Origin of the sequence: Agarilytica rhodophyticola (assembly GCF_002157225.2) — a bacterium.
GTDB classification, from domain to species: domain Bacteria; phylum Pseudomonadota; class Gammaproteobacteria; order Pseudomonadales; family Cellvibrionaceae; genus Agarilytica; species Agarilytica rhodophyticola.
The window spans coordinates 1,846,419-1,873,343 of sequence record NZ_CP020038.1 but is presented as its reverse complement, the minus strand read 5'-3'; the positions used below and the strand labels follow the sequence as shown (position 1 = coordinate 1,873,343).

Sequence of the window (26,925 nt, the reverse complement as noted above, 5' to 3'; positions counted from 1 at the left end):
TGATTTTATTAGTAAATATGTCAACAAGAGGAATGTAGTTCGCAAAAAAAACTAGAAAACCTCTTAAGTATGCAAATGAATTTTTAGTCGCATTTTTCATCTTTTTTATCTTCAGATCTCACCCATATATCAGGGTTTTCAACCGGTAACACAGCCCCTGATTGCGCACATTTATAGTGGGTAGGTTTAACCCTAAAGAGCACATCATCGACCTCTTTACCGGCATCATCGCGGGCGACTTTTTTGGGTAGTTGCATCTCTTCGATACACACATAACCAAACTTACTTCCGATAGGTTTTCTTAACCCGTATTTATCTGAGTCTTTAAAAAACTTAATATCTCCTTTTGTTGCATGGACATTGAGACGCTCAACAATAGTTCTATTCCCTCCTAAACCTTCAGTGCCTTCAAATTTTTCAGCAAATTGAGCGATAGTATAGGCACGGCCTTGTAACGCTTCATCGTAGAGTAGTTGTAAAATTTGATCACCTTTACGGCGCCGTTCCGCATCAAGTTTTTCACCATAATCTTGATTAATAAGACGTTCACTTTCTGGATCTATTTCTACCCATTGTCCATTTTTTTTGTCGATATATTTATCTGCGATAGCCGGGCCATTACGTAATTCAAAGGTCAGTGCTCGTTCAGAACGATCTTCATAAGGTTTATATAACAGTGCACCCGTGGAATAATACCCGCGTAAACTACTGGCTCCTGAGAACGATAAAAAAGGATCTTCAATAAGCTGACGTTTTTGTATTTTCTTGGTGTGATGGATGATAATCACCCCCGCTTTTGGATTGATTTCATTGCGTAATTTTTTAACACGCTCTTTTAAAAAATACAGCATGGCATTATTGTCATTTTCACCTGCGCCCTCTTCACCCCCATCAAAAACATTACGCAAAGGATCGATCACAATAACGTCGATAGGTTCCTTTTCTGAGGCTTTTCGCAACATTTTTTTAACTTCAAGCATCCCCTCATCATTTAAAATAAAATCTAATTCTGGAGTGATAAATAAATTATCAGAGGCACGCCAAAGCATGAGTTCTTTCATATTCATATTTTTAATACGCTCTCGCAAATAGTGGTATTGCACCTCCGCTTGTAAATAAAATATACGTAATCGTTTTGTTGGCTTCAGTCCGATAAAAGGCTCGCCTGCAGCCATATGCATTAACAACGATAAAATAAAATCGGATTTACCCACCTTGGGAGCACCCCCTAACACCATCATACCGCCGGGGGTGAGTACGCGAGGCTCAATTAAATCATCGGGGATAGGTGTGTCATCTGCCAGAATTTCTGTGAGTGTGTAGGCCCGCATAGGCTCAGGCACGTCTATGTTTGTTTTAGACGTATTTTTAATAAACTCGTTAACGTCGACACCGTCATCAATAGCGTCTGCCACATCCCACTTTTCCGGTTTGTCTTTAGGGATGTCCAAAATACTTACTGAAAGCGCCCCTACAGCAGCTATAGCACGTGCCGCATTGTTAGCATAGGTGCGTCCTGGCTCATCGTTATCTGGCCATATCATGACGTGTTTATTTTTTAGTGGTGACCAGTCCGTCTTATCCACTAATGTATTCGCCCCTCCCATCGCTGTTGTTGCAATATTACCGGTAGCGGATAAGGCATCCGCACACTTTTCACCTTCCACAAAAATAATAGTGTTATTTATCGCTATGGCAGGCTGTTGGTAGAGCGGTCTTATTTTGGGGGCTTGCTGCTTGCGAGCTTTAACATCCCAAGGTCTAAACTCTTTCCCGCCAGGGGGATCGTAGCGGTAGACGCAAGCAATTAAATTACCCTCACTATCATGGTAATCCCATTTCGCTGTTACTGGACCTAAGTCATCCATTGGGGGCACTTTTTTTCTTTTAGGTATTGGTGAGGGGGATACCGGTGCAGTACCCAACCACTGTGACACGGATTCAATGACACGTGAAAAATCCCGACGAATATCAAAGCCTTTATGATGCGCCCATAAATCAAAGATATCACCGCTCTCGTTAGTAGCGAAGTCATGCCATACGCCTGCTTTACTTCCGTGCAGCTCGATGACAAGGCTTTTGCCTTTGTTACCGTCAATATCGCCGACAATAAATTGTTTTTGTTTCTCTTTACCTTCAGGGAATAAATAGTTCAACACATGAGGCAATTGATCCAGTAAACGTGACTTGACCTCATGAGTCGAGAGTTGTGTGTCTTGCTCATCCGGATCGATTTGGTCATTCGCCGAACTAAAATCTAAAAAGTTATTAATGGTCATAATAAAATGTGTGCTCCTTAAGTCTCATTTAGAATGGAATGTCATCAGAATATAAATTCTGTAATCGTGTGGTGTAGTTATGAATAATCGTATGTATCAGCCCGTGTATTTCTTCTTTGGTATAGTCGAACAATGCTTTCTCTGAACCAACGTTACACACGTAGGTAGCAAGTGGATTAATAACAGCTTCTCTTGCTATTTTTTCAAAGTCGTTTTTTTCACTTTCTGTCACGATGATGCCTTGTGTAAAGTAGTAGTAATGAATATCTTGGCAACGCTTTGAACAAAAGCGTAAGTGTTTTTTTTGCTGGTTTTTCTCCTCTGGATAACGCGTAGTATTGGTGTGATGATTCTGTGGATTTGACCAACCAAACCCACGCGATCGGGCGTAGCAAATAGCGCAGCAATAGGACAACTACACCACCTGCTCTTTTTGCTTAGCGGCAGTAAAAATAATGCGTTGAATATCGTTTTTATTAAAATTAAACGCAATTAAACAACTGGCGTGATAACGCGTTAAGCTGAAGTTATAGGTGTACGTTGCCGGTAAATACTTGAGCTGTTGTGGTGTCGCGGTTTCATTGAGCCATTGACGAGATTTTTCAGCCCCCCCTTCGGTTTCGTTAAGATTAAGCCAGTCGTCACACGCAGCGATACATAACGTTCTCTCGCCAACGGACAGCAGTCGTGTGTGTTGTTGTCGAGCACCCGCTACCGCATACCAATGGCCATATAAATAAAAGGCGCCTGCCCACGCAGCAAACCCTGTGGCCATCATGGCTGTACTATCGTGGTAAAGATCCACCCATTTAAAACTAGAGCGTGAAAGTAAGTCGACCTCTGTCATGACAAAGTCACTTAACTCTGCACGGCTATCATTAGCGGCGGCAGCGCTACCAACGGGAACATTGAAGGAATAGCCACATAAGGGACACAGTCGACACCCCGCAGGTATAGCAGCATCACACTCAGGGCACGACTTTTGAGGGGCATCCTCACCCACCCCCTCGCCTTCCAAGTTGACTTCTTGTTCAAGCTTGCCATGAATAAGCGAGCTAGTCCCAAAGTCCAAGATAATGCAATCTGTTTTGATAATGTTAGGGTACTCATTGGGATCGACCGTGCGGAGTCCTCGACCCACCATTTGAATCATGGTGCCTTGATAACTGTTCGGGCGTAATAGCACCACACAACTGGTGGGGGTGTAATCATAGCCTTCGGTTAAGACATCCACATTAACCACCACTTGAGATTCCCCTGACTCGTAGCGTTCGAGCCTTTCTTTGCGTTCCTCTTTGGTTAAGCCCCCATAAATAACTTCTGTATTAACACCTCCTTTTTGAAACGTTGACGCCACATTCTTAGCGTGGCTGACGGTGGAACAAAAAATAATCGTAGGCCTGTCTGACGATTTTTCTTTCCAATGTTTTAGAACAGACTCATTAATTAATGTTTTATTCATGATGGCGTTAACGGCATTCATGTCAAAATCATTGGCCGTTTTTTTCACTTGGGACAATTCACCTTGCGTACCCACATCAATCACATAAGTAACAGGCTTCACAAGATGGCCTGCCTGAATTAATTCACCTAACGTAATTTGATCGGCCACATTAGAAAACGTCTCCACGAGTCCTTTTTTATCGCCACGGTTGGGGGTGGCGGTCACACCATACAAGGCAAGCTCGGGATTCTTCTTACGTGCCGCATCAATGATTTTTTGATAACTGTCTGCTGCCGCATGATGAGCCTCATCGATGACCAATAAATCCAATGCGGGTATTTGCTGAAGATTACTTTCTCTTGATAGCGTTTGAACCATGGAGAAAGTGGTATCGCCTTGCCAGGATTTTTCGTTCGCATCAAATACGGAGGTTGTGAGCGTCGGATTCACACGTAAGAATTTGGCATTATTTTGCTGGGTTAATTCATCGCGATGAGCCAGCACGCACGCTTTAGCGCCTTGATTTTTTTTAGCCCACTGCCCAACCACCCCCGATAGCATGATCGTTTTACCGCTGTTATGAGTGACAGTGAAATCACCCATTATATATAGGTGATCCTGATCAACAGAAAAACCATAGTAATCACCCAACCCCACTTTGTGTACGGCAAAGCCTGTGTGTAAGACATTCTCCTTATGGGTACTTTTGGATATCATCAAACCATAGTACCTCATCCCATTGACGGTTTTGGACTTAGACAATGGATATAACCCTAAACTACGCGCAATAAACGCCACATCGTCAACGAGTTCTTTCGATGCTGTAGAAAACGCCATGATATTTTGTGCATAGCTATTTTTATGACCGTCAGAGTCAAGTAATCCTGATAGCAGTGCTTCACGCGTTTCTCTTGATCCCGTTTTATAGTGGTGTGGAATCAGCGGTGGACAATGCATTAAGTGTTTGTCACCTAACAATAACCCGAATAAATACGGATCGACAGAAGGTGCTTCTTGTTGAGGAAAATCAATTGCTGTTCGGTAAAGTTTGTGTTCACGTTTAAAATTGGTGCTTTGTTCCAGATAAGCGCTCACACTAATGTTTACAATATTATTAGTAACATTATCCGCTCGTTTATTATCGGGGATAACGTTCCCAGTTTTGACTAACGAAAGAATATGATCTTTATTGACAGTAAACGGTTCGCCTTTTGATGGACGTATCTCATACATCCTATCGGTTCCCTGATATAAACGTTGGACATGACGAGGGCGGCTATCGGGTCCCATGAGGGTATCGCCAACCTGAATGTCTTCGACTGGCTTTATTGTGCCGTTATACATTAACAGTAATGTGCCTGGTGCATGACACCCCGTAGGTGCCACACCCAACGTATTTTTGTATTTATCGAGCGCAGCAAGGCTCCGCTCGACAAACGTGGTTTGTCGAGGTCTTAGTAACATGATTAAAATCCGTCGTGTGTTAGGTGATTAACCTGCCCAAGGAGGACGGCCTGTGGATGTTGTCGTCTTTTGCTGACTCATCACTTGTGGCGGTACAGTAGTATGGTGTTGTGGTAGAGCGTTCGTGTGCGATGATACGTGTTGTTGCTCCTGTAGTGTTTGCTGCTGACCATAACCTACGTGAGATGTATTCACCGGCATAGTATTGTGCTGAGGCATAGAGAAAGTAACTGGCACATTCCCCATGATTGAAGCGTAGTGTTTATTCTCTGGCGTCACTGCCACATGAATAATATTACGCGGCTCATTATTTTTATCTCCCTTATCAATACCAATTTTCGCCACAAACTCAAGACCGTCTAAGTCCGCAAAACCCGTAATGGAAAGTGCTTGCATCGCATGATTTGAGAAATCGTCTTTCTTTATTCCACGGGCAGAGCATAAGATCGCTTTCACAAAGGCGCGTCCCATCTGCGACCATTTTTCGCCTTTCGGACTATGCAACCCCACGAGCGACCAAATTTTTCGGCGAGCATATTCACCTTCTAAAATAATAAATTCACAATTTAAATATACGGCGCCCGTATCTTCGCTCAGTGTGGCATAGCCGCCCGTCCAACCCATGTCAGGATTATCATAACCGCCGGGTTTTATGGCGATTCTCACTTTGGCTAAGGTGCCTTTGGGAATAATGTCAAAGTCCACTTGATCGTCGGCATCATTAAAGTTTGTCCAGTTCGTATTCATCAAATAATCTGTTCCTTCAATAAATTAGTGTGTGGTGTTGTCGTGTGTGGTGTTGCGTGTATTTTTAGATTGTAACGGTGGTTGCGTGTCTGTTTGTAAAGGCTCTCTAAGACCGTAGTCGAGATGGTGAACCATCATGTCTGAAGGCCGTTTTATTTTTTCCATGAGACGACCCAAATGTGGCTCTTCAATGACATCTAATTTGCGACTTCTATCCTTCGCCGGATAACCATAAGGATTTAATGTATGATTAATAAAGGCACGATAGGGGGTGCCATCTTCTGAAGGCAGGTCTGCCATAGTAATGACCTGATCGACAATCCCAGGCAATTCTAATCCGGTTTTAGACCCTTCGATTTGTGGCTCAAAAACACGGCGATTAAATTCATCCACCTTTTCATCGAGTATTCCAACAAACCAGACACTTTTATTGCGTGTATGTTGTAGGTGCGTTAACCACGCAATCATTTCTTGCCCATGTAAGCCATAGGCGCCACGAGTATCGGGTTTGCCTGTGCGCTCACTAAACGCTTGTGGCTGGCCTTTACACCACTGAAAACACAAACGACCGGCAACAGTAATAGAATCAATAAAAATAATATCGTAGGTATTTAATTGTTCAGGGTTACCATACTTTTTACACACAGCATTAAAGTGCGCTTCGCTATAGGATTGTTCGTCACGCAGCGCGTAATTAGGCCCACCAATAAACACAGCAAAATCTCGGCACTCTTGCCATGTCTTGGGCCTAAAGGTATCACCATTCCAATCCTCCACGGCGAGATCACCGGCTTCGATATCAAAAAATAATGTCGACGATGTCGGGAGCGTTAACAGTAAAGACGTTTTACCGATACCACTTTTACCGAAAATACAACCTTTAATACCTCGGTTCTGTGATCGCCGTTGTTCTGCTGTGATAAGAGGAAACATTATGCACGCACCTCCTGAGCTTTTTCACCGGTACTTTTACGCAAAGACTGTGCTTCATACGCGATAATATCTTCTTCGCGATATACCACACGGTTATGTAATTTTAAAAAGGCAGGGCCAATACCTTTTGAGCGCCAATTAGCGATCGTGCTTTCACTTAAATTCCAACGAAGGGCAAGTTGTTCTTGATTAAGATGTGAGGCTAATGTCATAAAATCTCCTAACGTATTCAGAAGATATTATGAAGAAGCGTTTGTACTCGCGTCTAGTGGGCTTTGTACTCGCGTTTGTACTCGCGATGTACTCGGACACAATTTTTTTTCAAAAAAAAGATTTCACTGGAAAAATGAAACCTTTTTGAACAAAGAAAGGGAACTGAAAAAATTACAACGTGATATTGAAACTATAAAAACCACGCTTAGGACTAACAATATAATCTCGCCAATCTGAAGAGCTACTAAATAAAGATTGTATCCTCCTAGCCCCACCTTTCTGTCCTGGTATTTTAGTGTACTCAAGTATTTCTTTCGCTGGCAGCTCCCAACGTCCCTTTTTAGCTTGTTCATACATATGCTGAACAGCTAAGGAACGACGCTCGCCAGTAATATACCAATCTGGCTTCCCTTTTATTTTTAAGATACGTCTCGCTACATCATAGTGCACGGGGAGATAAGAGGCGTCTGATGTAACGTAGTGAAGTTTAAGGGGGGGTTGTACGTGATTAACCTGAAATAGTGCCTGACTATCCACCGACGCTTGGTGAGAGTTACCCGTCAACAATTGATAACGATAGGGCTTAGGGTATTGTATTTTTCCTACGTCGCTAATATTTAGAAGATAACGGGCAAAAAATACCGTATTCATTTTACGTGTATATAGCGTACTGGCCGTCACATCCGTTATCCCTGTTCTAGGATCGTAGACGATACTGACGGCTTTCGACCATGATTTAGAAAGTAATGCCGTGCGCCCATCAATGGGATAGTCATTGGCTTTGGGTAAGCGATTAAGGTACACAAGAATTTTAAAATTATAAGAATACTCTGAGAGTAAGCGCTTGACGACTTTTATATCAATATCTTCTTCAGGGTATCTCAGCATACCCGCTAAATTGCGTTTATAATGTACGAGCGGATGCTGGCCCTCGTTTAGAGTCAGCAATGGCGGCAACTGAAATACCGTGGTATTAGGGTCAGAAAGATGATCCTCTGCTAACAATACAGCGACGACTTCATGAAACAGCTGTTGATGGTGTACATAGAGCCAAAGGCTTTGCTCATGTTCGTTGTCGATAGAATAAAATGTCTGCCGTTCTCCGTAAGACATCGCAGAATTTACTGAGGTAAGATCAAAGCGCCTAATGCTTTGAGCCACTAAAAAAATCGAGTCTGCCCACATATTCGCGGTATTCACACCGCCTTGAGTATCATGAGAGGCAGCGGCTATTTTAGAATGGATAAGTGAATGATAAGTATCGGTGTTAACAGCATGTAACAAACGCGTACACGGATCAAGAGACATAGGCATACTATCGTCCATGGTAAAAAAACGAATCTAATAAAGCGTAAAAATTTAAAAACCAACTACTGAAAAGCTACCACGACGTGATATCAGTATTATGCAAACAAAAAATAAATAATAAGGATCAAAGCCAAATCGCTTTTATTTCACTTGTTAAGTTTATTTATAATTAACAATGGAAAAATAAAAGCTTTAAAAAAACCTCCCTAGAATTACTTTCTCTTACCAGCAGTTATATGTTCTTATAGTGCAATACAAAGAGTTACTAATTGTCCTATCGCATCCCCCTTCATTTATTTTCTACAATAAGAACATCTGTTAATAACAAAGGTTCCTCACAAGTGACAAACAACAAGCGATTAGCTCATGACATGACAGCCGAAGAGCGGATAAAAGAAATTGCTGAAATACTATCAAATGGATTAATACGTAAACGATTTCAAGCATTATATCAAAAAGACAAGCGGATTCATGCAGACAAAAAAGCTTTAAACGCCAAAATATAGCGAAGACTAACTAACAGCTTGCTTCGTCTGCCTACCTGAGCGTACATGGAAAACCTATTATCAACATACAAAGGACAGCCATGCCGATAACAGAAACACCCCCTTCTACACTGACGCAGATCATGCAGTTTGAAAGTATGACAATGAAAGAACTGTTAGTCATGTGGCAGAAATTCAACCCGACACCACCCCCAGTGCGAGCACGAAGCTATATTGAACGACGTCTGGCTTATGCATTACAAGTTAACGCGTTAACTGCTGAAGATAAGAAAATAGTCGCTAAAAATACACAACGTATCAGGGAGATTAGCCAAACATACGCACCCAACAAAAGCAAAAATAAACAAGGCACCTATATTCCAGTACCGGGCACCATTTTGAAGCGGCTTTACAACGATGTGGAATACGAAGTGATTGTTCTATCAGATGGACAGTTTGAATTTCAAAAACGTCTTTACAAAAGTTTATCCAAAATTGCGAAAGAGATTACCGGTACACATTGGTCTGGGCCTACGTTTTTTGGTTTGCGTAAGCCTAACACCCCATCGAAAAAGAAAAAGTGAGGGAAAGAAAAATAGATGAGCAAACATGTTATACCTAAACGCCGATGTGCTGTCTATACACGAAAATCCCACGAAGAAGGACTCGACCAAGATTACAACTCTATTGATGCTCAAAAAGATGCCGGACACGCGTATATTGCTGCGCACAGAAGTGAAGGCTGGATTTCAGTGAACGATGACTATGATGATGCCGCCTATTCTGGTGGGACACTGGAACGCCCTGCCCTAAAACGCTTAATGAAAGATATTGAAGAAAATAAAATTGATACGGTAGTGGTATATAAAATAGATCGCCTGACCAGAAGCCTCCATGACTTTTCGCAGCTTGTGGCGATATTTGAGCGCATGAACGTATCCTTTGTTTCTGTGACGCAGGAATTTAACACGACTAGCTCCATGGGGCGTCTAATGTTAAATATCTTATTATCCTTTGCGCAATTTGAGCGTGAGGTCACGGCAGAGCGCATACGAGATAAAGTGGCCTCGAGTAAAAGAAAAGGCTTATGGATGGGAGGTATTCCACCGCTCGGCTATGACGTTAAAGATAGGCTATTAGTGGTTAACAGCAATGAGGCTAAGACAGTCCGCCACATATTTTCTCGCTTTTTAGAGATAGGATCAGCCACACAACTGGTAAAAGAATTACGCCTCGATGGGATAACAACAAAATCGTGGACAACGAAGGATAATAAACACCGTCCTGGGAAACTCATCGATAAAGGCTTTATTTACAAGCTTTTTCAGAATCGAACGTACTTGGGTGAGATTGGACACAAGGGCCAATGGTATGAAGGTAAGCACGATGCCATTATCGATAAGACACTCTGGGAAGCCGTCCATAAAAAGCTCGCCGACAGCTATAAGGCCAAAGGTAACAATACGCGTGCTAAGGTTCCCTTTTTGTTAAAGGGATTGCTATTTGATGCAGAAGGTCGTGCCCTCACTACTTCATTTGCCAATAGTCGGCACAAAAATGGTAAACGCTATCGTTATTATCTCAGTATACGTGACGCGAAAGAAGGGGCTGGCACTTCCGATTTAACCCGGTTTCCAGCCAGTGAACTAGAAACGGCTGTGACAACACAAGTCATGACACTATTAAAGTCGTCAGAGATCGTCAAGGAGGTGACCACTATCGCTCAGGTTCACGATGATGAATTAGACGAAGCCATGGTAGCAGTCGCGCTGACAAAAATGACAACCTTATGGGAGCAACTCTTTCCTGATGAGCAAGCGCGATTGATTCATCTAATGATTGAAAAAATTATTATCACCCCCAATGCCATGGATCTACGACTAAGAAAAAATGGACTCGAACAACTGGCACAAGAAATAACCCCGAAAACCTCTAAAAAGAAAGTGGTCAATGGATAATCAAACAACACCTATGTCTCATATAATTGAAAGTAGCAACGGTTCCCTCTCTATAAAAATACCGTTAAAACCTAAAGTGCGCAGTGGCCGTAAAATTATTACACTACCCGGTAACACAGATAGCAACTACCGCCCCTGGGATAGCCAGCCCACGCCGCTCCAGTTAGCGCTAGCAAGGGCTTATGAATGGGAGCAAAAGCTAAACAGCGGCACCTATGGGTCTATAAAAGAGTTAGCCAACAAAGAGGGTGTGGATAATAGTTACGTCAGTCGTATCTTAAATCTTAATGTATTGGCACCCGATATTATTCAGGCGATTCTTGATGAAAATATATCCGAGGGGGTGACGCTCTTTACTCTAGGTGCGGATACACCCAAACTTTGGGATGATCAGTGGATCAAGCTCGGGTTTAAGGCAAACAAATAAAAGGTTGCGTTTTCCACTATGATACTCTCATTTAAAATTACTGGAATAAATTTTCATCATCATCTGCTATTTAAAGACAAGTTAGAGAATCAAGCGTAAATGTACCTGGGCTAACCATCAGCAATAATATAAGAATCAGTGATTAATAGAGCTTCATATAGAGTGACTTATATTTTTAATTGAAATTAAGTCCAATTTTTTGGCACATATGTTTTTATAAAAATTCAGTTTTTTATGTATCATTTTTTAAACGATATAAACAATATTTGGATTTCAAAATTGATATAAAGAGGTTATATATGAAGAGTTTCAGTTTAGTTCAAGTAATCATATTATCTTTAATATTATTTGCAAATTACTCTCACTCATCGAGCTTTAACGTTGGCCCTGTTGGTGGATTATTAGGTAAGGAGTTTGTTGATAAATTACCGGATAGCCAACGAATATGTGGCATTAACATTCGTTATGGCAATAGAATAGATGCAATACAATTAAAAGTATTAGATGATTTTGGCAATACATTTTTTAAAAATAAACATGGAGGGAATAGAGGATCATTAAGTTTTTTTTCATTAGGACCAACTGAGTATATAAAAAAAATTGAAGGGTTTTATAATAGAAGGAGAAGCAATAGGATATTTGGTTTAAGGTTTCACACAAATTTAAAAATTTCGCCTTGGTATGGCACTCAAAGTGGTAGGTATTTTGTTTTCGATGCACCTACAGGATATTCTATTCAAGGAATAGGAGGGTATTCAGGCGATGAGCTGGATGCCTTATCTGCTTTTATAAGAAAAAATTAGCTTTGATTTTTTGGAGTTAAGTTATTGTAACGTGGATTAAAACTCGAAGCGCTACTGTTGTTGGTAATATCTCATCATCATTCTATTTTTGACTGGGACTTACCTTCAAATAGCGCCTATTTCCATTTTGTCAAATGATATATTTCGAATTTTAATCTACGACAGTTAAAACTGAAATTTGACTTATTTTACTACCTTTAGATTGCTATCTACAGGCAAACGATAACCGGTGATTATCTGTATTTGATTACAAGCTTGTCTTTTCGCCTCATTAAGTAAATTGTTACCCCATGGGGTCTCTAAAAGTAACTTCATTTCTAAATCATCATCCAACATTTCATCCAGAACTATTAATAGCCCCCAGTTCAAGAATGTTATACTCCCAGCTTCATTTCCAGCTAACCATGACTCAAACCTAGCAATATCTCTGCGAACACGCGATGAATCAACATAATGTTCATCTACTGACCAAATTAGTACTGATTCTTTTTGTAAGTTATTCATAATAAAATTTTTTCTTATAAGTTGCACTATAACCGAGCAGCATCTATTTTCACATTACTACTGCACAAAAATCAAGCTATGGCATATTAGTCTCTACAAAGCGGTTATTCCATGTAACGCCAAGCTAAACCGATTGCGCTCTTTGCGCGTCGGGTTCAGCTTTTGTTATCTTTGTGGTTTTGGACACTCTTTTACTTTTTAAGTGCTATTTTTGATAAATTGTTAACAAACTCATTTGTTATTTTTTTGCATCTGAAGTGCTTTCCTCTCCTGAGACTAGATCGAAAATTCCCTAGTAAGTTGCACTTTGCCGGCCCATAAAACCTGAACTCTTACCAATAATGAGTAAAGCCGGGACAGCAATCTCAACATTATCTCCGGTATATTCAATGGCTATACATAATTTTGGTGAACTTAATTTTTCCAAATGGCTCGCACTGTTAGCCGACATAGCCGCCGTTAGAAACTTTTAAATTAACAAAGACAGTTTTCGAAACAACAAGTTACTTACTTTCAGTTTACTAACTTATTAAAACAAATAAAGGACAACACTAATGATTGTCAACCATCTGAACTAATAGCTAGATATATTCTTTATATATATATCTGTAGAGTAACTTCCTACATAGCCAAAGTTCACATCAGCTCGCACAATAGGAATATCTGACTTCAAGGTTACCTCTCCAGCTTTTACATTATTAATATAGAGTTCAATCTGATAACCGGTTCGTATTATTTTGATTTTATTCCACTCATACAGTATGCCAAAATCACTAAATCTTACGTCCAACATAGTTGTTCGATTCATGGAATAATTTCTTGTAATAAATCTCAAAACATCACCGTTGGAAGGAAAATACAACTTCCATTGAGCTATATCAGATTCGTAGGCTCCAAGGATATCGTTTTTATAGCTAGTCATAGGTTTCACATCAAATGAGATTGTAAAGTCTGACCGAAACTTCTTCTGAGGCCAACCGGAGAAGATATATCGGTTTTCTGATAGTTTATACTCGCCTTCTTTATCCAATGACATACCAATGATATCTTCAGTTACTACTTTAATTCGACTCCCATCCGTGAGATGAAGATCAATTGCATCAGAAAAAGCTGCAGGCGAGTAAATATACATTAAAAAACAAAAAATATACTTAATCATACTTTCCTCTATTTTTTTATTTTACCCACATCCCATAGACAACTAGGTCAACCGCCAACACAAATAACAACATCTTGTTAGGCGATTTACCCCACTGTATTAATCATCTCTAGTAAGCGGACATCCAACATTGAAACTAAATTCTCTATTCATTTTTTCTTGCTGACTGAGACCAAAAATTTCCTAGATCGCGACCAAATAAATAGGGCCTCATATAAAAATTACCGACAGAATTTTCCTTACTTAATACAGTGTTATGTATTTTCAAGCAATGATATTTTGAAGAATTCGTCAGCCATTTTTTCTGGCTTCATAGTATTAATACATTTACTTTTTAGCTCTCCCATTATTTCCTCATAGAAATTCTCAGCAAAAGATTTTCTGTTATCTAAATTAACTTTAACGTCTCTCTCCTTTCATAACATCTGAAAAAAAGCAAGAATCCCGATAACTTTTAAGCCAAAAATCAGTTTCTTTGCTAGAAAAATCATCTATAGGCTGTTTAGCAAAAGACACAATCCCTTAACAATATATTGCATATACATATTAGCGACCAACTCTACAGTATGCATATCAAAGATCGTAAAAGGGAAAAATGGATAATAAATACTATATATTTTACTAAAGTTGATTATGAGAATATAGGGTTAGGTAACTATAAATATACAGCCTCCATATATATTTTATTTAATTATAAGAGTCTAATTTCTCTCATATAAAATCCTGACATCTATCTTCCATGAAAAATTACTTATTCTTTATTGCATGCCAAAAAAAACTCCAGAGTGTCACCTTAGGCACCCGAAGGTATAAAAACCTAGATTTAGTAAGAGAAAATTTTATCACTAGTAATTTTTCATAGAATATATTTGAATATTTAGAATATAACTCTGATAAAGCAGTCGCATTTGTCAAGGATTGTATGATCTAATAGAATAGGTAGCGGATATATATTTACACTTAAAAAAGTTAAAGCATTTTTTTGTAAGGAAGTATTTATAATATTCAACAAGGCATCTTATAGGATAATTAGATGAGTGAGCACTTATGAAAGCTATTAGCGTATTTTTCATAATATCTTTTGCAAATATTGCCTTTTGTACAGATATACGTCTAGGTACATGGAATATTGAAAACCTCAATACAATATCCAAGCGTGGTTTTCCAGAGCTTAAAGGAGGCACTCAATTAAAACCTCGAACCAAAAGTCAGTTAAATAAAATAGCCAAATACCTTAACCAAGATGTGAATGCAGATGCATTGATATTAACTGAGGTCGGAGCTGAGAATGATAACAGCTTTAAACAGCTAAAACATATTATGAATCGCCTAAATGGTGATTGGCAATTCCACTTTGGAACTACAGGTGGCAAACAAAGGTTAGTGTTTGCATATAATTCAAAGAAAATTCAAGTTAAAAAATTTTCGAGCTAGAGGTAGAGAGACATCTAGTCAGAGATAAAGATATTTACGATCGAGATCCGCTTGTCGCCTGGGTTAGCGTGATCGAAGATGGCAATGAAGTTGAAGATATAATCATCATAGGCCTACACCTCAAAAGTCAACAAAAGTATGTTCATAATCACATGGCAGCAGTAGCGACACTATTGGGTTTTTTATCGGATAGTGCTTTACGAGAAGCATCTGGATTGCCAGAGGTTAGGAAAGAAAAAGATGTAGTAATTCTTGGAGATTTAAATGATTCAGCCCACAAACGACATGGATTTAAATATTTATTTGATTACTTGGAGGGGGTAGATTACGTTCACTTACATCCAGATTCAGGGACATACCCTCTGACACGAGTGGGAGGCAGCCAGATTGATCATATTTTTGTGTCCTCCGGTTTGGAAGATATTATTAACGGAGATTCATTCAAGGTGCATTATAAAGCTGGGATATCTAATTCAAAATATCGCAAAGATTATTCAGACCATTATCCAGTGACAGTGAACTTGGTTTTTGATTAACTAAGATTTAGTAGTCAAATAATATACATATAAATTTTTTTAATGGATATTATTTTTAGTAACTTACGCAAAGTAATATATTTTCACAGAACATTTATCTATAGAATGAAGCTGGGTTTATCTCAAATTTTTCCGCCAAATATAAATCACTCTGAAAATGAGGTCATTATGAAGGTATTTTTGGTAAACTTATTTCTACTGCTTAGTGCCGCATGTGCTGATGCAAAGGAGTATATTTTTGATGACAAGTTCGATGGTCGCGGAGGGATAGTGCCTTGGTTTACATATTATTACCCAGATCCAGTTGTCTGTGATTGGCCTGAAAGTCGTAGAAATTGGGGACTTGATACAACAATTTATGATTCTCCTAATAAGATAGGGGACACACAAGCAATGTCAATAGTTAGCCTTACAGGATGTAAGGTTGGTGAAATAACATTTGATTTTACCAAATACGAACCGGCAATAGATTTATCAGAATCCTTTGAACTATCATACATATGGTTTCAACAGTCATCACGTTCACCTGGCTTCTACAATGCAGAGGTCACAGTTTATTACGACAATGGAAAGATAGATAACTTCTTTATGAATCAGCAAACTCAAGTTTCGGGAGAATATTTTACTTTAGGAAGTTATAACAATATAGAAAAGGTCAGTTTTCATTATGAAGCACCAGATGATTACCAGAGACAAAGACAAATATACGGGTATTTCTATATTGATGGAGTAAAGCTAACTCAGCCAAACACAGATCCTCCAACTATCGTTATAGACTCTAATGTAGGAAAGGTAGATTTCTTTGTGAATACTTTCGCAATGGAAAATGCTGGTTACATCGCTCTAGATGGAAGCACAGTACATGTAGATGATTACCCGGAATTAGTATACATTCTTACGAATGGTGACAAATTTGCAAGTTCGGCATCTTTGCGAGATTGCAGAGGCGAGTTTTTACGTGGTCGTGATATGGGAAGAGGTGTTGATCCTGGCAGAGAAGGAGTACATCAACAAGACCAATTTCGGAACCATAATCACACGTTCAATCACTCTGGTTATGCTGGAGTAGGCTCATTCGGTTTTGAGACTGGTACGGGGGCGTTTGTTTATGAAACAAACTATACCGGTGGGAGTGAAACAAGACCTAGAAACATAGACTTGGTTTGTGCTATTTATCCTGGTAAACGAGCGAAGTAGAAATAGAAGCTATATTCAATTAATTATGTTTTAAGTTATTCTATACATAAGACAGGAATAACCTCTCTCTTAGGTGATAATAGGTTTACACTAGGATACCCCTAACGGACATCAATATTGTTTTTCTTTTTTGATTAATGGTAGTTGCGTTCAAAAGTCTGCTTCGATAATTAATACCGCTAAGGACTGTAAAGGGCGATTTTTTGACGTTGATATTCAAAAATAATATGACGCAGAATAGAAATGTAGCTGACATATAAAGCGATATTAATAAAGGCAAAAAATCGCTCTTTTCTGTCATTGATGTAATAACGTGTAATAGATTTTCTGGGTTGTAAGGCGGAGTATGCCTTGATGACGGCTCTTCGCCCAGAGTGGTCATTGATGATATGGAGTTAATCCAAGATCAGTAGAGCTATTCTCTTGATCTCAAAAGTATCAATAGATAATCACCATCTAACCATTTGTTTTTATTGAAAATAATAGACTTAAAGCCATTTAGAGCTTAATTTGATCAAGAGAAGAGTGATAAGTAGAACAAGTCTATTGATCAAACTGCTATGCACTAATTCAAGAGAGGGTTATTAAATGAGCAGCGCTAAGGAGATGATTAAGCTGAAATCAGTAGTTACATTCTTGATAGGACTAATTGGTGTATTTGCATCAGCTTACTGGATGGAGGCTAGTCAGCCGTCACCAGGTTCACTCACTAATTCCGCGATAAGCTCGTTGACTACTCTGTCAATCGCCTTGATGGGTATAGCAATCTTTGGGGTTTTATTGGATAGTAAAAATTGGAGAGAGTATTTTGGGGAGCGCTTGAAGGAAGTGGTTGTCGAAAATAGTTATTTAAAAACTCTAGATGACTCTGCTTTAAAGCAACTACAAACAAACATCCTAAAAATTCAATTTAAAAATTCTCAAATTGATAAAGATGGTAGCTTCCTAGAGTATTTTCATCTTCATTTACATAAATTTATTTCGGAGCCGTATAGAGAGGATGTTTCCACAGAAGTCCTCATGAGTCATGTGGAAAATGGCGAAGGCTACTTTGTGAAAGATAAAGTGAGGTATGTTTGCCGCGCATCGAGAGATAAAATCCAGAATGACGTTAGCTGGAAACCGGACGAAGAAGAGTTTTTAGAGGTTAAAAGCCTCAAAGTTAAAATACAGTATCCTGCAAACCATGAAAAAGCGGGAGAGGTCATTGATCTTTCAGTTGATCAACGTCAACTATCTCAAGGCATAAAAGTATCTTTATCCGACTATGCTTCGATCGATGGACTAGTTGTAATAACAGAAGCTGAATATACAGTGGAGAAAAATAAATTTCAATATTGGCAAATGGCTCACCCCACTAAGAACTTTGATATAACTATCACATACCCAAAAGAGCTAAAAATACAATTTAAAACCCTGGTTCTCGAAGATGTCGTAAGTCAAGTGACTGAAAGTGAAGGGTATGTGAAGTTTAGCTATGGTACTTGGGCGCTCCCACAAAGTGGTTTAACTTGGCTAATCAAAGATGCATAACAAAGCAAGCCAAAATCGCGCCTTCGGCTCTGGATTCGCTATCGCTCGCTTTTGCTTGCGGCGTTATGCGTAAAAGAGATCGAGAATGATCCTACTAATTGAACAATTCTGGCCGATAATCTTATCTGCTTTTGGTGGGATAGTTGCTATTTCCAAGTTTTATCTTGATTGGCTTAGAATTAAAGAGCCAAAACTCAAGCTGGCAGAAGCAAAGAAAAATAATGACCGAGACTCTCAAAGCATAGTAATAGCCACCACTGAAGAAATCGAAAAGTACGGGTTTCAAAAATTCAGATCAAATAGCGTTACTTCTATTTTGTTGGTCTGTTTCGTTTCCTTCGTTTTATTAGTTATCAACATTATCAAATTTCTGATAACGCGCCAGCCGATAACATTAAATCAGAACCCTTAGATTTTGTTGTAAATATCCTTAGCTCAGATCTAGATTGGGGTTATTGGTCGGGGAGTGTAGTGAAAGAACAATTTGAAAAACTGCTTTCAGAGAATCAAACTCATATAGTGGTGGAAGAAGAAATACCGGTACTGATTAGTTTCACAGTAATTGATCAATATCACTATGAGGCCGAGTATATACTTAATTCATCTGAATTAATCATCCAAGTCAAATATTTGTTGATTTGGGGGCCAAGCAGGTATTGGTTTACGATAGTGAACATGCAATCGCATACCAAAGCGTTACAGAGGACAGGCCGGTGAACTCGACGTTAAAATTATACGAAGGTCTGCTTAGTGGAAGAAGCACGTGTTCATTATTCTTAACTGAGTGTCCGCTTGAGACAAAAAACAATGCTAAACGCCAATTATAGATCCTAATACGTCCAATACTCACTCGTATTGGACGTTATAGCTATTCACAGAACGATTATAAAAAGAAAGATGATGGCTGACACTAAAAGCATTATTTTGTCAGCGGCACTTTATTTCTATGATGGTTCTATACTGTACATACAATTGATATTCAAAACCAACCTGACGTCGTATAAAACTCAAACAGACACACAAAATGATAGAATTAGTGACGACGATTCGACAATAGTAGACATTGGAATGGGGTTATTAATACGTCAGAAGGCCGCCCTAAGAAGATATTTGTATACTTTGCCAACATAAGCTTGAATTCATCCCTTCAGAGATAACATACGACCCAAAGTGTACATTAATTAAAATAAACTGTCCGTGGAATTCGGTATGCCGGCTGATTGATATTTCAGGTGAATGAGCTGGAGCCTTGGAAAAAATATAAAGCGAAATAATAAATAGAGAATACTTTATGAGCGAGGCAGGAATACGCTCCAACCGCGGTGATAGTTATCAAACCCTGGTTGCTTTTGATTGGGCATTGACTATTTTGTCTGACTCAGAGTATCAGTGGCTGGAAGTGGATTCGACCACCTATAAGGTGGATGATGTTGTAATTGGCAAGTCTGATGGTTCCTTGGTCTGCTGCCAGTGTAAAAAGAATCAGGCTAATTTCAGGGCTTGGTCCATAGCTGACCTCGGAGATGAGCTGGTCAAGGCCTTTGAGATGCTTGTTGAGACTTCAGATGCCAAAGTCCGTTTCTATTCGCGCAGTGATTTTGGCTCCATCGCCAAATTGCGTGAGTTCAGTACTCTCTATAGTAACGAGGCTGAATATCTTACAAATCTTACCAAAGAGCACGCAAAGACAGATAGTGAATTAGCCACTCGCATTGCAGACCATACTCCGGGTCTCACCACCTATGAATTTCTCAGTCGAACTTCCTTTGAAGTCAGTCAGGACTTTGATCGCATGGAGATGTTGTTGCATGAGCGCTTGCGCCAAATGGCAAGTAACTCAGATGCCGTATACAACGCTCTTTGGGTAAGGCTGGATAAAATTGGAGGGCGTATGGAAGTTAGCGACCTGACGATCTCCAGCCAGCACCGTCTAACCAAAGACGATCTTAAAGAGATTTTCCAAAGAGCGGGAGCAATGCTGGTTCCTATGATATCCGCGGCACATGTGCGCGCATCATTTGCCAGTACTTCGGCTATAGGTAGGGCTTGGCATCGAGATATTTCTGGTCAACGTATTGAGAGCGAGGTTGTAAATGAGCTGCTGTCTGCTATCGATGCCGGGGAACGAGCCATCTTACTGACGGGGCTTCCGGGGTCAGGAAAAACCTGTGTAATGCTTAGCATGCAAGAGATGCTTGAGCGGCGTATGCAAGCCCGAGGGGACTTGATTCCACTTTTCATTCAGTCAAGTGAATTCGCTGATATGGAAACGGCGAAGGAGCGTCAGGCACAAGGGTTGTCAGAGCAATGGGTAGAGCAGGCTGCTCGCCTGGCGGAAGAGACGCATGTGGTCACAGTCATTGATTCCCTGGATGTCCTGTCCATTGCTCGTGAGCACAACGTCTTGACGTACTTCCTGGCGCAAATAGATAAATTACTGCTGATCCCCAACGTTACTGTTGTCACAGCTTGCCGCGACTTTGACCGCAAGTATGATCGACGGATTGCCTCCCGGCAGTGGGACTGCGAATTGCAGTGTTTGCCATTGGATTGGGATACCAAAATTGTACCGTTGCTCGACACACTCGGAATTGATTCGACGACTATCGATCAAGTTACGCACGAATTGATCCGTACCCCCCGCGAACTTGCCTTGTTTGTTGAACTCGCCCAGCGCGAAGGCAGCTTCAAAGTGGTAGCCAGCCAAGCGCTGGCACAGCGCTACCTCAAGACCATAGTGCAAGATGAACCTACATTGGGTGATGCTGCGATGCAGGCAATCGAAACTGTCGCGGATGACATGTTGAAGTCTCGCAGCCTGTCAATTCCGCATCAGCGTTTCAATGCTTCACCGGACATCCAACGGCGACTGAATAGTCTCAATGTGCTGCAAGATACCCATGATGGGAGATTGACGTTTGGTCATCAGACTTTACTGGACGTATTGGTAATAAGTAGCGCCATACGTCAAGGGATCTCTCTCAATAATTTTATTCAAGGTCTGTCGCCCGTACCCTTTGTAAGGCCCAGCATACGCAGCTTCGTCGCCCAGTTGGCAGCAGGAGATCGGCGAGATTTCCGAAAGCAACTGAGAACAGTATTGACAGGCAATGCTGCTTTTCATATCCGCCGCCTGGTTGCCGAATCGTTTGCACAGCAGGTACCTCAGGATGACGACTGGCCGCTGATACGGGATTTGAGAAACCAGCATCGTGAAGTATTTCAGGTAATCTACACCCAAGCTTCATTTGTAGAGTGGCACCACTTTTGGTTCTCTCATTTAGTTCCAGAGTTGAGGAACTTGTATGATTCTGAGGGACTAACGATTCATGCGCATAGAGTTGCACGGTGGTGTAAAGAAGACACTGCGGGAGTGTTGGAGTTTTGGATAGATTTGTTGGCAATTGATTGGCTGGATAGCACAAGAGTTGCGGAGCAACTGATCTTTTCATTATCCGAATTTGAAACAGAAAATTTATCGCTGGCTGTGCCCTTGCTAGAGCGATTGCTCTGCATGCCTACGCTAAAACACCGGCATAGTTTTCTTGGGCGCACCGTTGCAAACTGCATAAAAGCTGGAATAGTCGATGACAAGCTCTTATGGCAGTACATTACTAGTGAAATAGGTGAAGAAGACGTAACAAAATTTCATTTCGATCATAAGTTGCATTGTAAGCCTCATAACTTTGGGGAAAAAAACGATGATTTCTTGACACAAAGAATGGTCGAATCTACTGCCTTACTTGACTTGGCGCTGGAAGAAGTTGAGAGGTGGAGTCAAATCAAGTCCGCTCAATATGGAGAAATTAGAGTAGGTTATCGATCTGGATTTCTTAATGAAACGTCATACCATGACGTTCACTCTAAGGATGATATTCATCATGTAGATAGTGAGCGGGTCCTGATGGGTGCAATCGAGGCCGCGATCCTTAATCATGCGCAAGAAAATTCTGATTGGTGGCAAAACAACAGAGAGCGTCTTTGCTTTAACCACGAAGGCGCGCTGTGTTACTTCGCAGTCCTCGCCCTTACAAATTCACCTATTCCGAACCTTGATGTGATCGAGCGTCTGTTGTGTGACAGAAACTTGCTGGAATTCGAGCTTTCTTTTGAGTTGGGTGAATTGATTCAGGTGGCATTTATATATCTTGATAAAGCCGCGCAAGATGCGATTATGGAGATGCTACAAACCATATGGGAAGAGCATGCAGAGGATAAAGATTCTCGACTCTGGGTATTGAAAAAAAGATCTGAGTATATATCTGCCATTCCTTGTTATCTGCGTTCAGAAAATATACAGGCGATTTTAGATGACTGCGGAAAAGTAGATGGCACATTTATTCGTCAGCCATACATTGGTATACGCGGTGGCATAGTGGCACCTCCATTTTCATATGAGGTATTTCTCGAAGCTAGTAATGATGGCGTGATTGACTTGTTAGCACATTATGCAGGGTATATTCGTGATTTCGATGAGTTTGTGGTCGGCGGGCAGAGGGAAGTCGGTCGGCAGCTGCGCGAAGCCTCTTCTCGAAATCCATCGCGCTTCCTAAATATACTGTCATCACGATGGAAAGATATATCGGGAGACTTTAGTGATGAGATAATGGATGGAGTTGCCAGCTATCTCGCATATCGCCATGGCAACCTGCAAACAAATAGTTCTTGGAAGCCAATTGCGGAGCACGATGCTCCTCAATTGGCTAATCAGATCCTTGATGAGCTTGATAGACACTCTTCCCATTGGCGACTAAGTCATTCCGCTGCAAATGCTTTGGAGTCATGCGCACATGTTATTCAGAGTGCCCAGGCTGCAGATCGGTTGGTATTTTTGGCATTAGGCTATTCCAGTTATAGAGAGGAGGCCAGCTATAAGGAAGAGTCGGGCGATTGGATTAATAGGGGTATCAACATGACGAGCGGAAAAGTTACTGAAGCTCTGATGATATTAGCCTGCAACTTTTATAAGCGCAATATTGCACTGCCCGAATTACTGCCGAAAGCACTATATCTGTTTTCCGGCAACGAACATCCTGCAATTCGCGCACTGATTATGCGACGCTTGCCTTTTCTCCAAAGTAAAGATCCAGGATTGGGGTGGGCGTTGTTTTATCGTGCAACAGAGGACGCAAGAGGGCTTTGGAAGGAGGCAGAACGCTGTCTTTATTATGGCTATCGCGGCAATTTCGATAAGGTTAAGTCTGCTCTAGATTGTATCTATAGAAGTGGCAATGAGAGAGATTCAGAAACCTGGGGGCGGATTTCAGCTTTAGCTGCCCTAAGTGGGCATATTGATTTTGTCAGCCTACTTGGCGATTTGAATTCACTTAATGTCGCTGGAGCCTGGAGAGGGTCCGCAAGCGTTTGGACTCACACTGAGAATATCAAGCAGCATCGTTCACAGTGCTTGTCAGGCATCGAGGCAGGACTGAATTCAGGCAATTCTCTTGCAATAGAAGTCGCTAACAAAATGAGTGCGTTATTTAGTAATGACACGTCAACGATTATCATACCAATACACTTGATCAAACTTTACCTCAGCGTACTTGAAAGTGACCCGAAAGACAAAAGCCATCGCATACCTAGGTTTAATGAATGGCTCAACGCTACTGCGCAGCAAGATCCCGAAACAGCACTTGCCGCGCTGGAGATGTATTTGTCCTATATTAGTCGTGATCAATCCTATTTTTACGATCATGGTGATCATCTTGTTCAGCTGGTGACTCGCCTGTTTGCAGAAGCGGAAGAGAGAGAAGAGTCGGACAACGGTGAAATGCTATGTCGTGTGGTGTCAGTGCAGGATTTATTATTGTCATTGGGGGGAAGCTCTATCCTGGATTGGCTGAAAGCTGCAGAGAGACAATAGCTTGGTCTTTATAGAACGCATTCTTAATAGTCTCAAATAAAAATTCAATATCTTTAGTCAGAGTAAGGAATTAAATGCAGGAATTCAGAGGAAAATTTAATTAATGCAGCGTCCGTCATTGGCTATAAATGGGATGGCTTTCAGCTATGGGTGACCGAGGTCACCCCGCCAAAGATTACTATAAAAGTAGAATTAAAAATGCTAATGCTTTAATAATTTTTGCCACATCAATGGTAACCTCATATTTAGAGTTTTTAAATGTGAACATATTGCTCTCCATAAAAACCCTAAGCCGGCTCAGGATGTTAGTAACATTTGAGCTTTACGTCGCAGGCCAGCGACGCCACTAAAAGTGATAGCTAATCAGTTTATAGTGGGTTTACTACTGGAGTATCATTCCAGCTAACAGAGCGTGATACCATATATAGGCTAGGACAGTTCAGAGTCTGCCTCGCAGTAGTTCTGAGTTCTTCCTATAAATGCACTCCTAGCGACCAGACCAACATTGGAACCTTTAGCTCCAAATATGGCTCAACCACATTATCCTGAATGTAGCATTTTATTTGCAAATAAGTCAATCTATATCATTAGATTACTGTTTTTTAATACACTTATTGATAACAACCTCAATAGTTCTAGATGAAATATAAGTACATATATTAAATCTGCATTCTTTAACCTAATACTCAGTACCAATAGAAAACTCTGCTTCAGGCTTATAACTTTTTCTAGATTTAACGGTTTCTTCATACCAGAGGCTAAATATATCCATACATGCTCTATCAGCGGCTCCAACTCGATGACACAAATTTACATCATAATAACATTTTTGCTCTAATTTCTCCCAGTCATCTTCAGTCGCGGTGAGAATAGGCACATGGTAATTAGAGATCCCTCTATCCAAAATTTCATTTATTAAATACTGAATATTCATTCTACCTCCACCTGAAGACATAAATGAACCAATTAAGTCAGAAGAAATAATTCTTGTAAATTTATTTTCCACTTTATGCATAACTATATAACAAAGCAGATCATCTCTATTATAAGGGCAACAAGCTATGGTAGCTGAAAAGCCTTTATCGAATAGTTTTGCGAGTTCTCGTTCACACAAATGAAACGAGCGAAATATAGATGATATATCCGAATCGATAAAGTCTGGTTTTAAAAAAAAGAAATCTTCTACTTTTTCAATTAAACTCATTGGCAGCTCAATATTTCCTAGCTCGTAACTCTCTAACTGTGTTACTTCATCTAATCCATAAAAAATTGCCATATCTCTTAACTTAATATCAAGAATTTCCTCTCTAAGCCATCTATGTTTTTGACCAACTGCCGTTCGATACGAACCTGACAATGCCCCCCCTTGTTCTGACTCATTATTGTTACTATCACTATCGTTTTTTTGGGGAACTAAAACTCTATTCCTGTTTTCATCGGTCTGTTTTTTCGATAAACGTCTGAGAAATAAGTAACTACATATCGGAACACCAATCCCGGAAAAAAACCACTGATAATGATTAAGCAATACACCTAGTAGCGAACTCATACTTTCTAATAATACATGCATAACTACTATTAACCTCTGAACCTTATTTGATACATTAACTGCTGAAGATTTAGTGCTTTGATATGTTTGTTAAACATTACTTCTTTAATATACTTTTTAAAAGGCCAACTACATCCGAAGGGCTTACTGTGTCTGGGCTTCCAACTGCAGTAGCCCAACAGCACAAGATAATACACGTCAGCAGATACATTAGCCCTCCTCCTCGCTGTGCCCACTGAAGACAAAAACTGAAAATAAGGCTAAGAAAGGAGAAAAGAAAAAGTAATATCACCATTACAGATGACATTTGGGATAGGAATAATTGTGAATACAATATGAGCACGGCTGCCTCTCTATGACAGTTTTAAGCATCCATGCAAACCCGAAATGTTAGCTTTAAAGCATATTATCTCAAAGCTTGTCTCTCCAAGAGACGAGTTAAGTGATTTAGTTAAAAACAAGATACCAACAATTTCGAAGACTAGCAATAAATATTTCCATATCGCGATGTTCATTTATTGGTCAACTTAATAGATAGTGTATTTACAATCTTCGTTTTGTGTATAATGGATTGACACAGCATATAGTCCATTTAGTCAACTTCTACCTTCTGTCTACGAATTTTGCTCTTCAGCCTTCCCCTCTCGAATTAAATGCCCTAATAATATTTTTGCTAGGCTTTCTTCTCTTATCCCATTGAGCTGACTAGACTTTGAAGTATTTACTCCGTAGACGGTAAGCATATTGCCATCTACCGTATATTCCGCTTCGTATGTTATACCATCAACTTCTTTAAATATTATTTCCAATTTACTTCCTCATTTTTACTTCCGCTTGCTTACAACATTATTTTAGTTAATAAAATTTAGGATAAATTTTTCCTAATTTATTGAAAGTTAGATTAAATATTTAATGCGGAGAATTATGAATTAACCATGACGCTTAAATTTTCATGGATTTTAGACGCATCAACACAAACTAAAATTATACTATCTAATTAATTTAATAAAAGCAGATAAAAAACAAAAATACTGAGCATCTTATATTAAACAGTAAAGCGTGCCAAAACTTTTCTGTAAAATGAAG

Annotated in this window: 23 protein-coding genes; 11 read left to right on the top strand and 12 right to left on the bottom strand. The window is 40.0% G+C overall.

The window, feature by feature from the left end; all coding sequences use genetic code 11:
* Positions 1-83: 83 nt before the first annotated feature.
* The 7 genes from BVC89_RS07920 to BVC89_RS07890 all read right to left on the bottom strand — a co-directional run bounded on the left by BVC89_RS07920 (position 84) and on the right by BVC89_RS07890 (position 8,394).
* Entirely contained in the window at positions 84-2,279 is a 2,196-nt protein-coding gene (locus tag BVC89_RS07920) for an AAA family ATPase (RefSeq protein ID WP_086930673.1), read from the bottom strand.
* Positions 2,280-2,307: 28 nt separating this feature from the next.
* Positions 2,308-2,694 carry a DUF6511 domain-containing protein gene (locus BVC89_RS07915; RefSeq protein ID WP_086930672.1) on the bottom strand — a complete coding sequence of 129 codons (387 nt, stop codon included), beginning with the start codon at positions 2,692-2,694 and terminating at the stop codon, positions 2,308-2,310.
* Positions 2,695-5,187: a Hint domain-containing homing endonuclease gene (locus tag BVC89_RS07910; protein WP_086930671.1), complete on the bottom strand. Its 2,493-nt coding sequence runs from the start codon at positions 5,185-5,187 to the stop codon at positions 2,695-2,697.
* A 27-nt stretch (positions 5,188-5,214) separates the two neighbouring features.
* Entirely contained in the window at positions 5,215-5,934 is a 720-nt protein-coding gene (locus BVC89_RS07905) for a hypothetical protein (RefSeq protein ID WP_086930670.1), read from the bottom strand.
* Between the two features lie 24 nt (positions 5,935-5,958).
* Positions 5,959-6,867, bottom strand: coding sequence for an ATP-binding protein (locus BVC89_RS07900; protein ID WP_216825109.1), 909 nt, complete (start codon positions 6,865-6,867; stop codon positions 5,959-5,961).
* Entirely contained in the window at positions 6,867-7,079 is a 213-nt protein-coding gene (locus BVC89_RS07895) for a MerR family transcriptional regulator (protein ID WP_086930668.1), read from the bottom strand. Before BVC89_RS07895 ends, BVC89_RS07900 begins: the two co-directional genes overlap by 1 nt.
* A gap of 172 nt (positions 7,080-7,251) precedes the next feature.
* Complete coding sequence (locus tag BVC89_RS07890; RefSeq protein ID WP_086930667.1) at positions 7,252-8,394, bottom strand: hypothetical protein; 1,143 nt, start codon at positions 8,392-8,394, stop codon at positions 7,252-7,254.
* A 335-nt stretch (positions 8,395-8,729) separates the two neighbouring features.
* Between BVC89_RS07890 and BVC89_RS29635 the strand changes: the two genes are divergently transcribed.
* The 5 genes from BVC89_RS29635 to BVC89_RS07870 all read left to right on the top strand — a co-directional run bounded on the left by BVC89_RS29635 (position 8,730) and on the right by BVC89_RS07870 (position 12,061).
* Positions 8,730-8,894 (top strand): hypothetical protein, encoded by a 165-nt coding sequence (locus BVC89_RS29635; protein ID WP_158657843.1) that lies wholly within the window; start codon positions 8,730-8,732, stop codon positions 8,892-8,894.
* Positions 8,895-8,974: 80 nt separating this feature from the next.
* Positions 8,975-9,457: a DUF2924 domain-containing protein gene (locus BVC89_RS07885; protein ID WP_086930666.1), complete on the top strand. Its 483-nt coding sequence runs from the start codon at positions 8,975-8,977 to the stop codon at positions 9,455-9,457.
* A 15-nt stretch (positions 9,458-9,472) separates the two neighbouring features.
* Positions 9,473-10,831, top strand: coding sequence for a recombinase family protein (locus BVC89_RS07880; RefSeq protein WP_086930665.1), 1,359 nt, complete (start codon positions 9,473-9,475; stop codon positions 10,829-10,831).
* Positions 10,824-11,258: a hypothetical protein gene (locus BVC89_RS07875; RefSeq protein WP_086930664.1), complete on the top strand. Its 435-nt coding sequence runs from the start codon at positions 10,824-10,826 to the stop codon at positions 11,256-11,258. The genes BVC89_RS07880 and BVC89_RS07875 overlap by 8 nt, the downstream gene beginning before the upstream one ends.
* A 299-nt stretch (positions 11,259-11,557) precedes the next feature.
* Positions 11,558-12,061, top strand: coding sequence for a jacalin-like lectin (locus BVC89_RS07870; RefSeq protein ID WP_086930663.1), 504 nt, complete (start codon positions 11,558-11,560; stop codon positions 12,059-12,061).
* 183 nt (positions 12,062-12,244) lie between these two features.
* On the opposite strand, the gene BVC89_RS07865 is transcribed toward BVC89_RS07870, so the two are convergent.
* From BVC89_RS07865 to BVC89_RS07860, 3 genes are all read right to left on the bottom strand, one after another.
* The gene (locus tag BVC89_RS07865) at positions 12,245-12,565 is read right to left on the bottom strand and encodes a hypothetical protein (protein ID WP_086930662.1); all 321 of its coding nucleotides are present in this window, start codon (positions 12,563-12,565) and stop codon (positions 12,245-12,247) included.
* Between the two features lie 292 nt (positions 12,566-12,857).
* On the bottom strand, positions 12,858-13,016 hold the full coding sequence (locus BVC89_RS29630; RefSeq protein ID WP_158657842.1) for a hypothetical protein: 159 nt from the start codon (positions 13,014-13,016) through the stop codon (positions 12,858-12,860).
* A 123-nt stretch (positions 13,017-13,139) separates the two neighbouring features.
* Positions 13,140-13,724: a hypothetical protein gene (locus tag BVC89_RS07860; protein WP_086930661.1), complete on the bottom strand. Its 585-nt coding sequence runs from the start codon at positions 13,722-13,724 to the stop codon at positions 13,140-13,142.
* Positions 13,725-14,771: 1,047 nt separating this feature from the next.
* Here BVC89_RS07860 and BVC89_RS07855 point away from each other — a divergent pair.
* From BVC89_RS07855 to BVC89_RS07820, 6 genes are all read left to right on the top strand, one after another.
* On the top strand, positions 14,772-15,158 hold the full coding sequence (locus BVC89_RS07855; RefSeq protein WP_086930660.1) for an exonuclease/endonuclease/phosphatase family protein: 387 nt from the start codon (positions 14,772-14,774) through the stop codon (positions 15,156-15,158).
* Between the two features lie 68 nt (positions 15,159-15,226).
* A complete protein-coding gene (locus BVC89_RS07850; RefSeq protein ID WP_086930659.1) occupies positions 15,227-15,694 on the top strand; it encodes an exonuclease/endonuclease/phosphatase family protein in 468 nt (155 codons plus the stop codon).
* 42 nt (positions 15,695-15,736) lie between these two features.
* The gene (locus tag BVC89_RS07845) at positions 15,737-16,891 is read left to right on the top strand and encodes a hypothetical protein (protein WP_103654245.1); all 1,155 of its coding nucleotides are present in this window, start codon (positions 15,737-15,739) and stop codon (positions 16,889-16,891) included.
* 588 nt (positions 16,892-17,479) lie between these two features.
* Positions 17,480-18,424: a hypothetical protein gene (locus BVC89_RS07840; protein ID WP_086930657.1), complete on the top strand. Its 945-nt coding sequence runs from the start codon at positions 17,480-17,482 to the stop codon at positions 18,422-18,424.
* 85 nt (positions 18,425-18,509) lie between these two features.
* Positions 18,510-18,836, top strand: a complete 327-nt coding sequence (locus BVC89_RS07835) for a hypothetical protein (RefSeq protein ID WP_086930656.1) — start codon at positions 18,510-18,512, stop codon at positions 18,834-18,836.
* Positions 18,837-19,715: 879 nt separating this feature from the next.
* Positions 19,716-24,290: an AAA family ATPase gene (locus BVC89_RS07820; protein ID WP_086930653.1), complete on the top strand. Its 4,575-nt coding sequence runs from the start codon at positions 19,716-19,718 to the stop codon at positions 24,288-24,290.
* A 679-nt stretch (positions 24,291-24,969) separates the two neighbouring features.
* On the opposite strand, the gene BVC89_RS07815 is transcribed toward BVC89_RS07820, so the two are convergent.
* Both BVC89_RS07815 and BVC89_RS07810 read right to left on the bottom strand, forming a co-directional pair.
* Positions 24,970-25,860 carry a hypothetical protein gene (locus BVC89_RS07815; RefSeq protein ID WP_086930652.1) on the bottom strand — a complete coding sequence of 297 codons (891 nt, stop codon included), beginning with the start codon at positions 25,858-25,860 and terminating at the stop codon, positions 24,970-24,972.
* Between the two features lie 593 nt (positions 25,861-26,453).
* On the bottom strand, positions 26,454-26,648 hold the full coding sequence (locus tag BVC89_RS07810; RefSeq protein WP_086930651.1) for a hypothetical protein: 195 nt from the start codon (positions 26,646-26,648) through the stop codon (positions 26,454-26,456).
* Between the last annotated feature and the right edge of the window lie 277 nt (positions 26,649-26,925).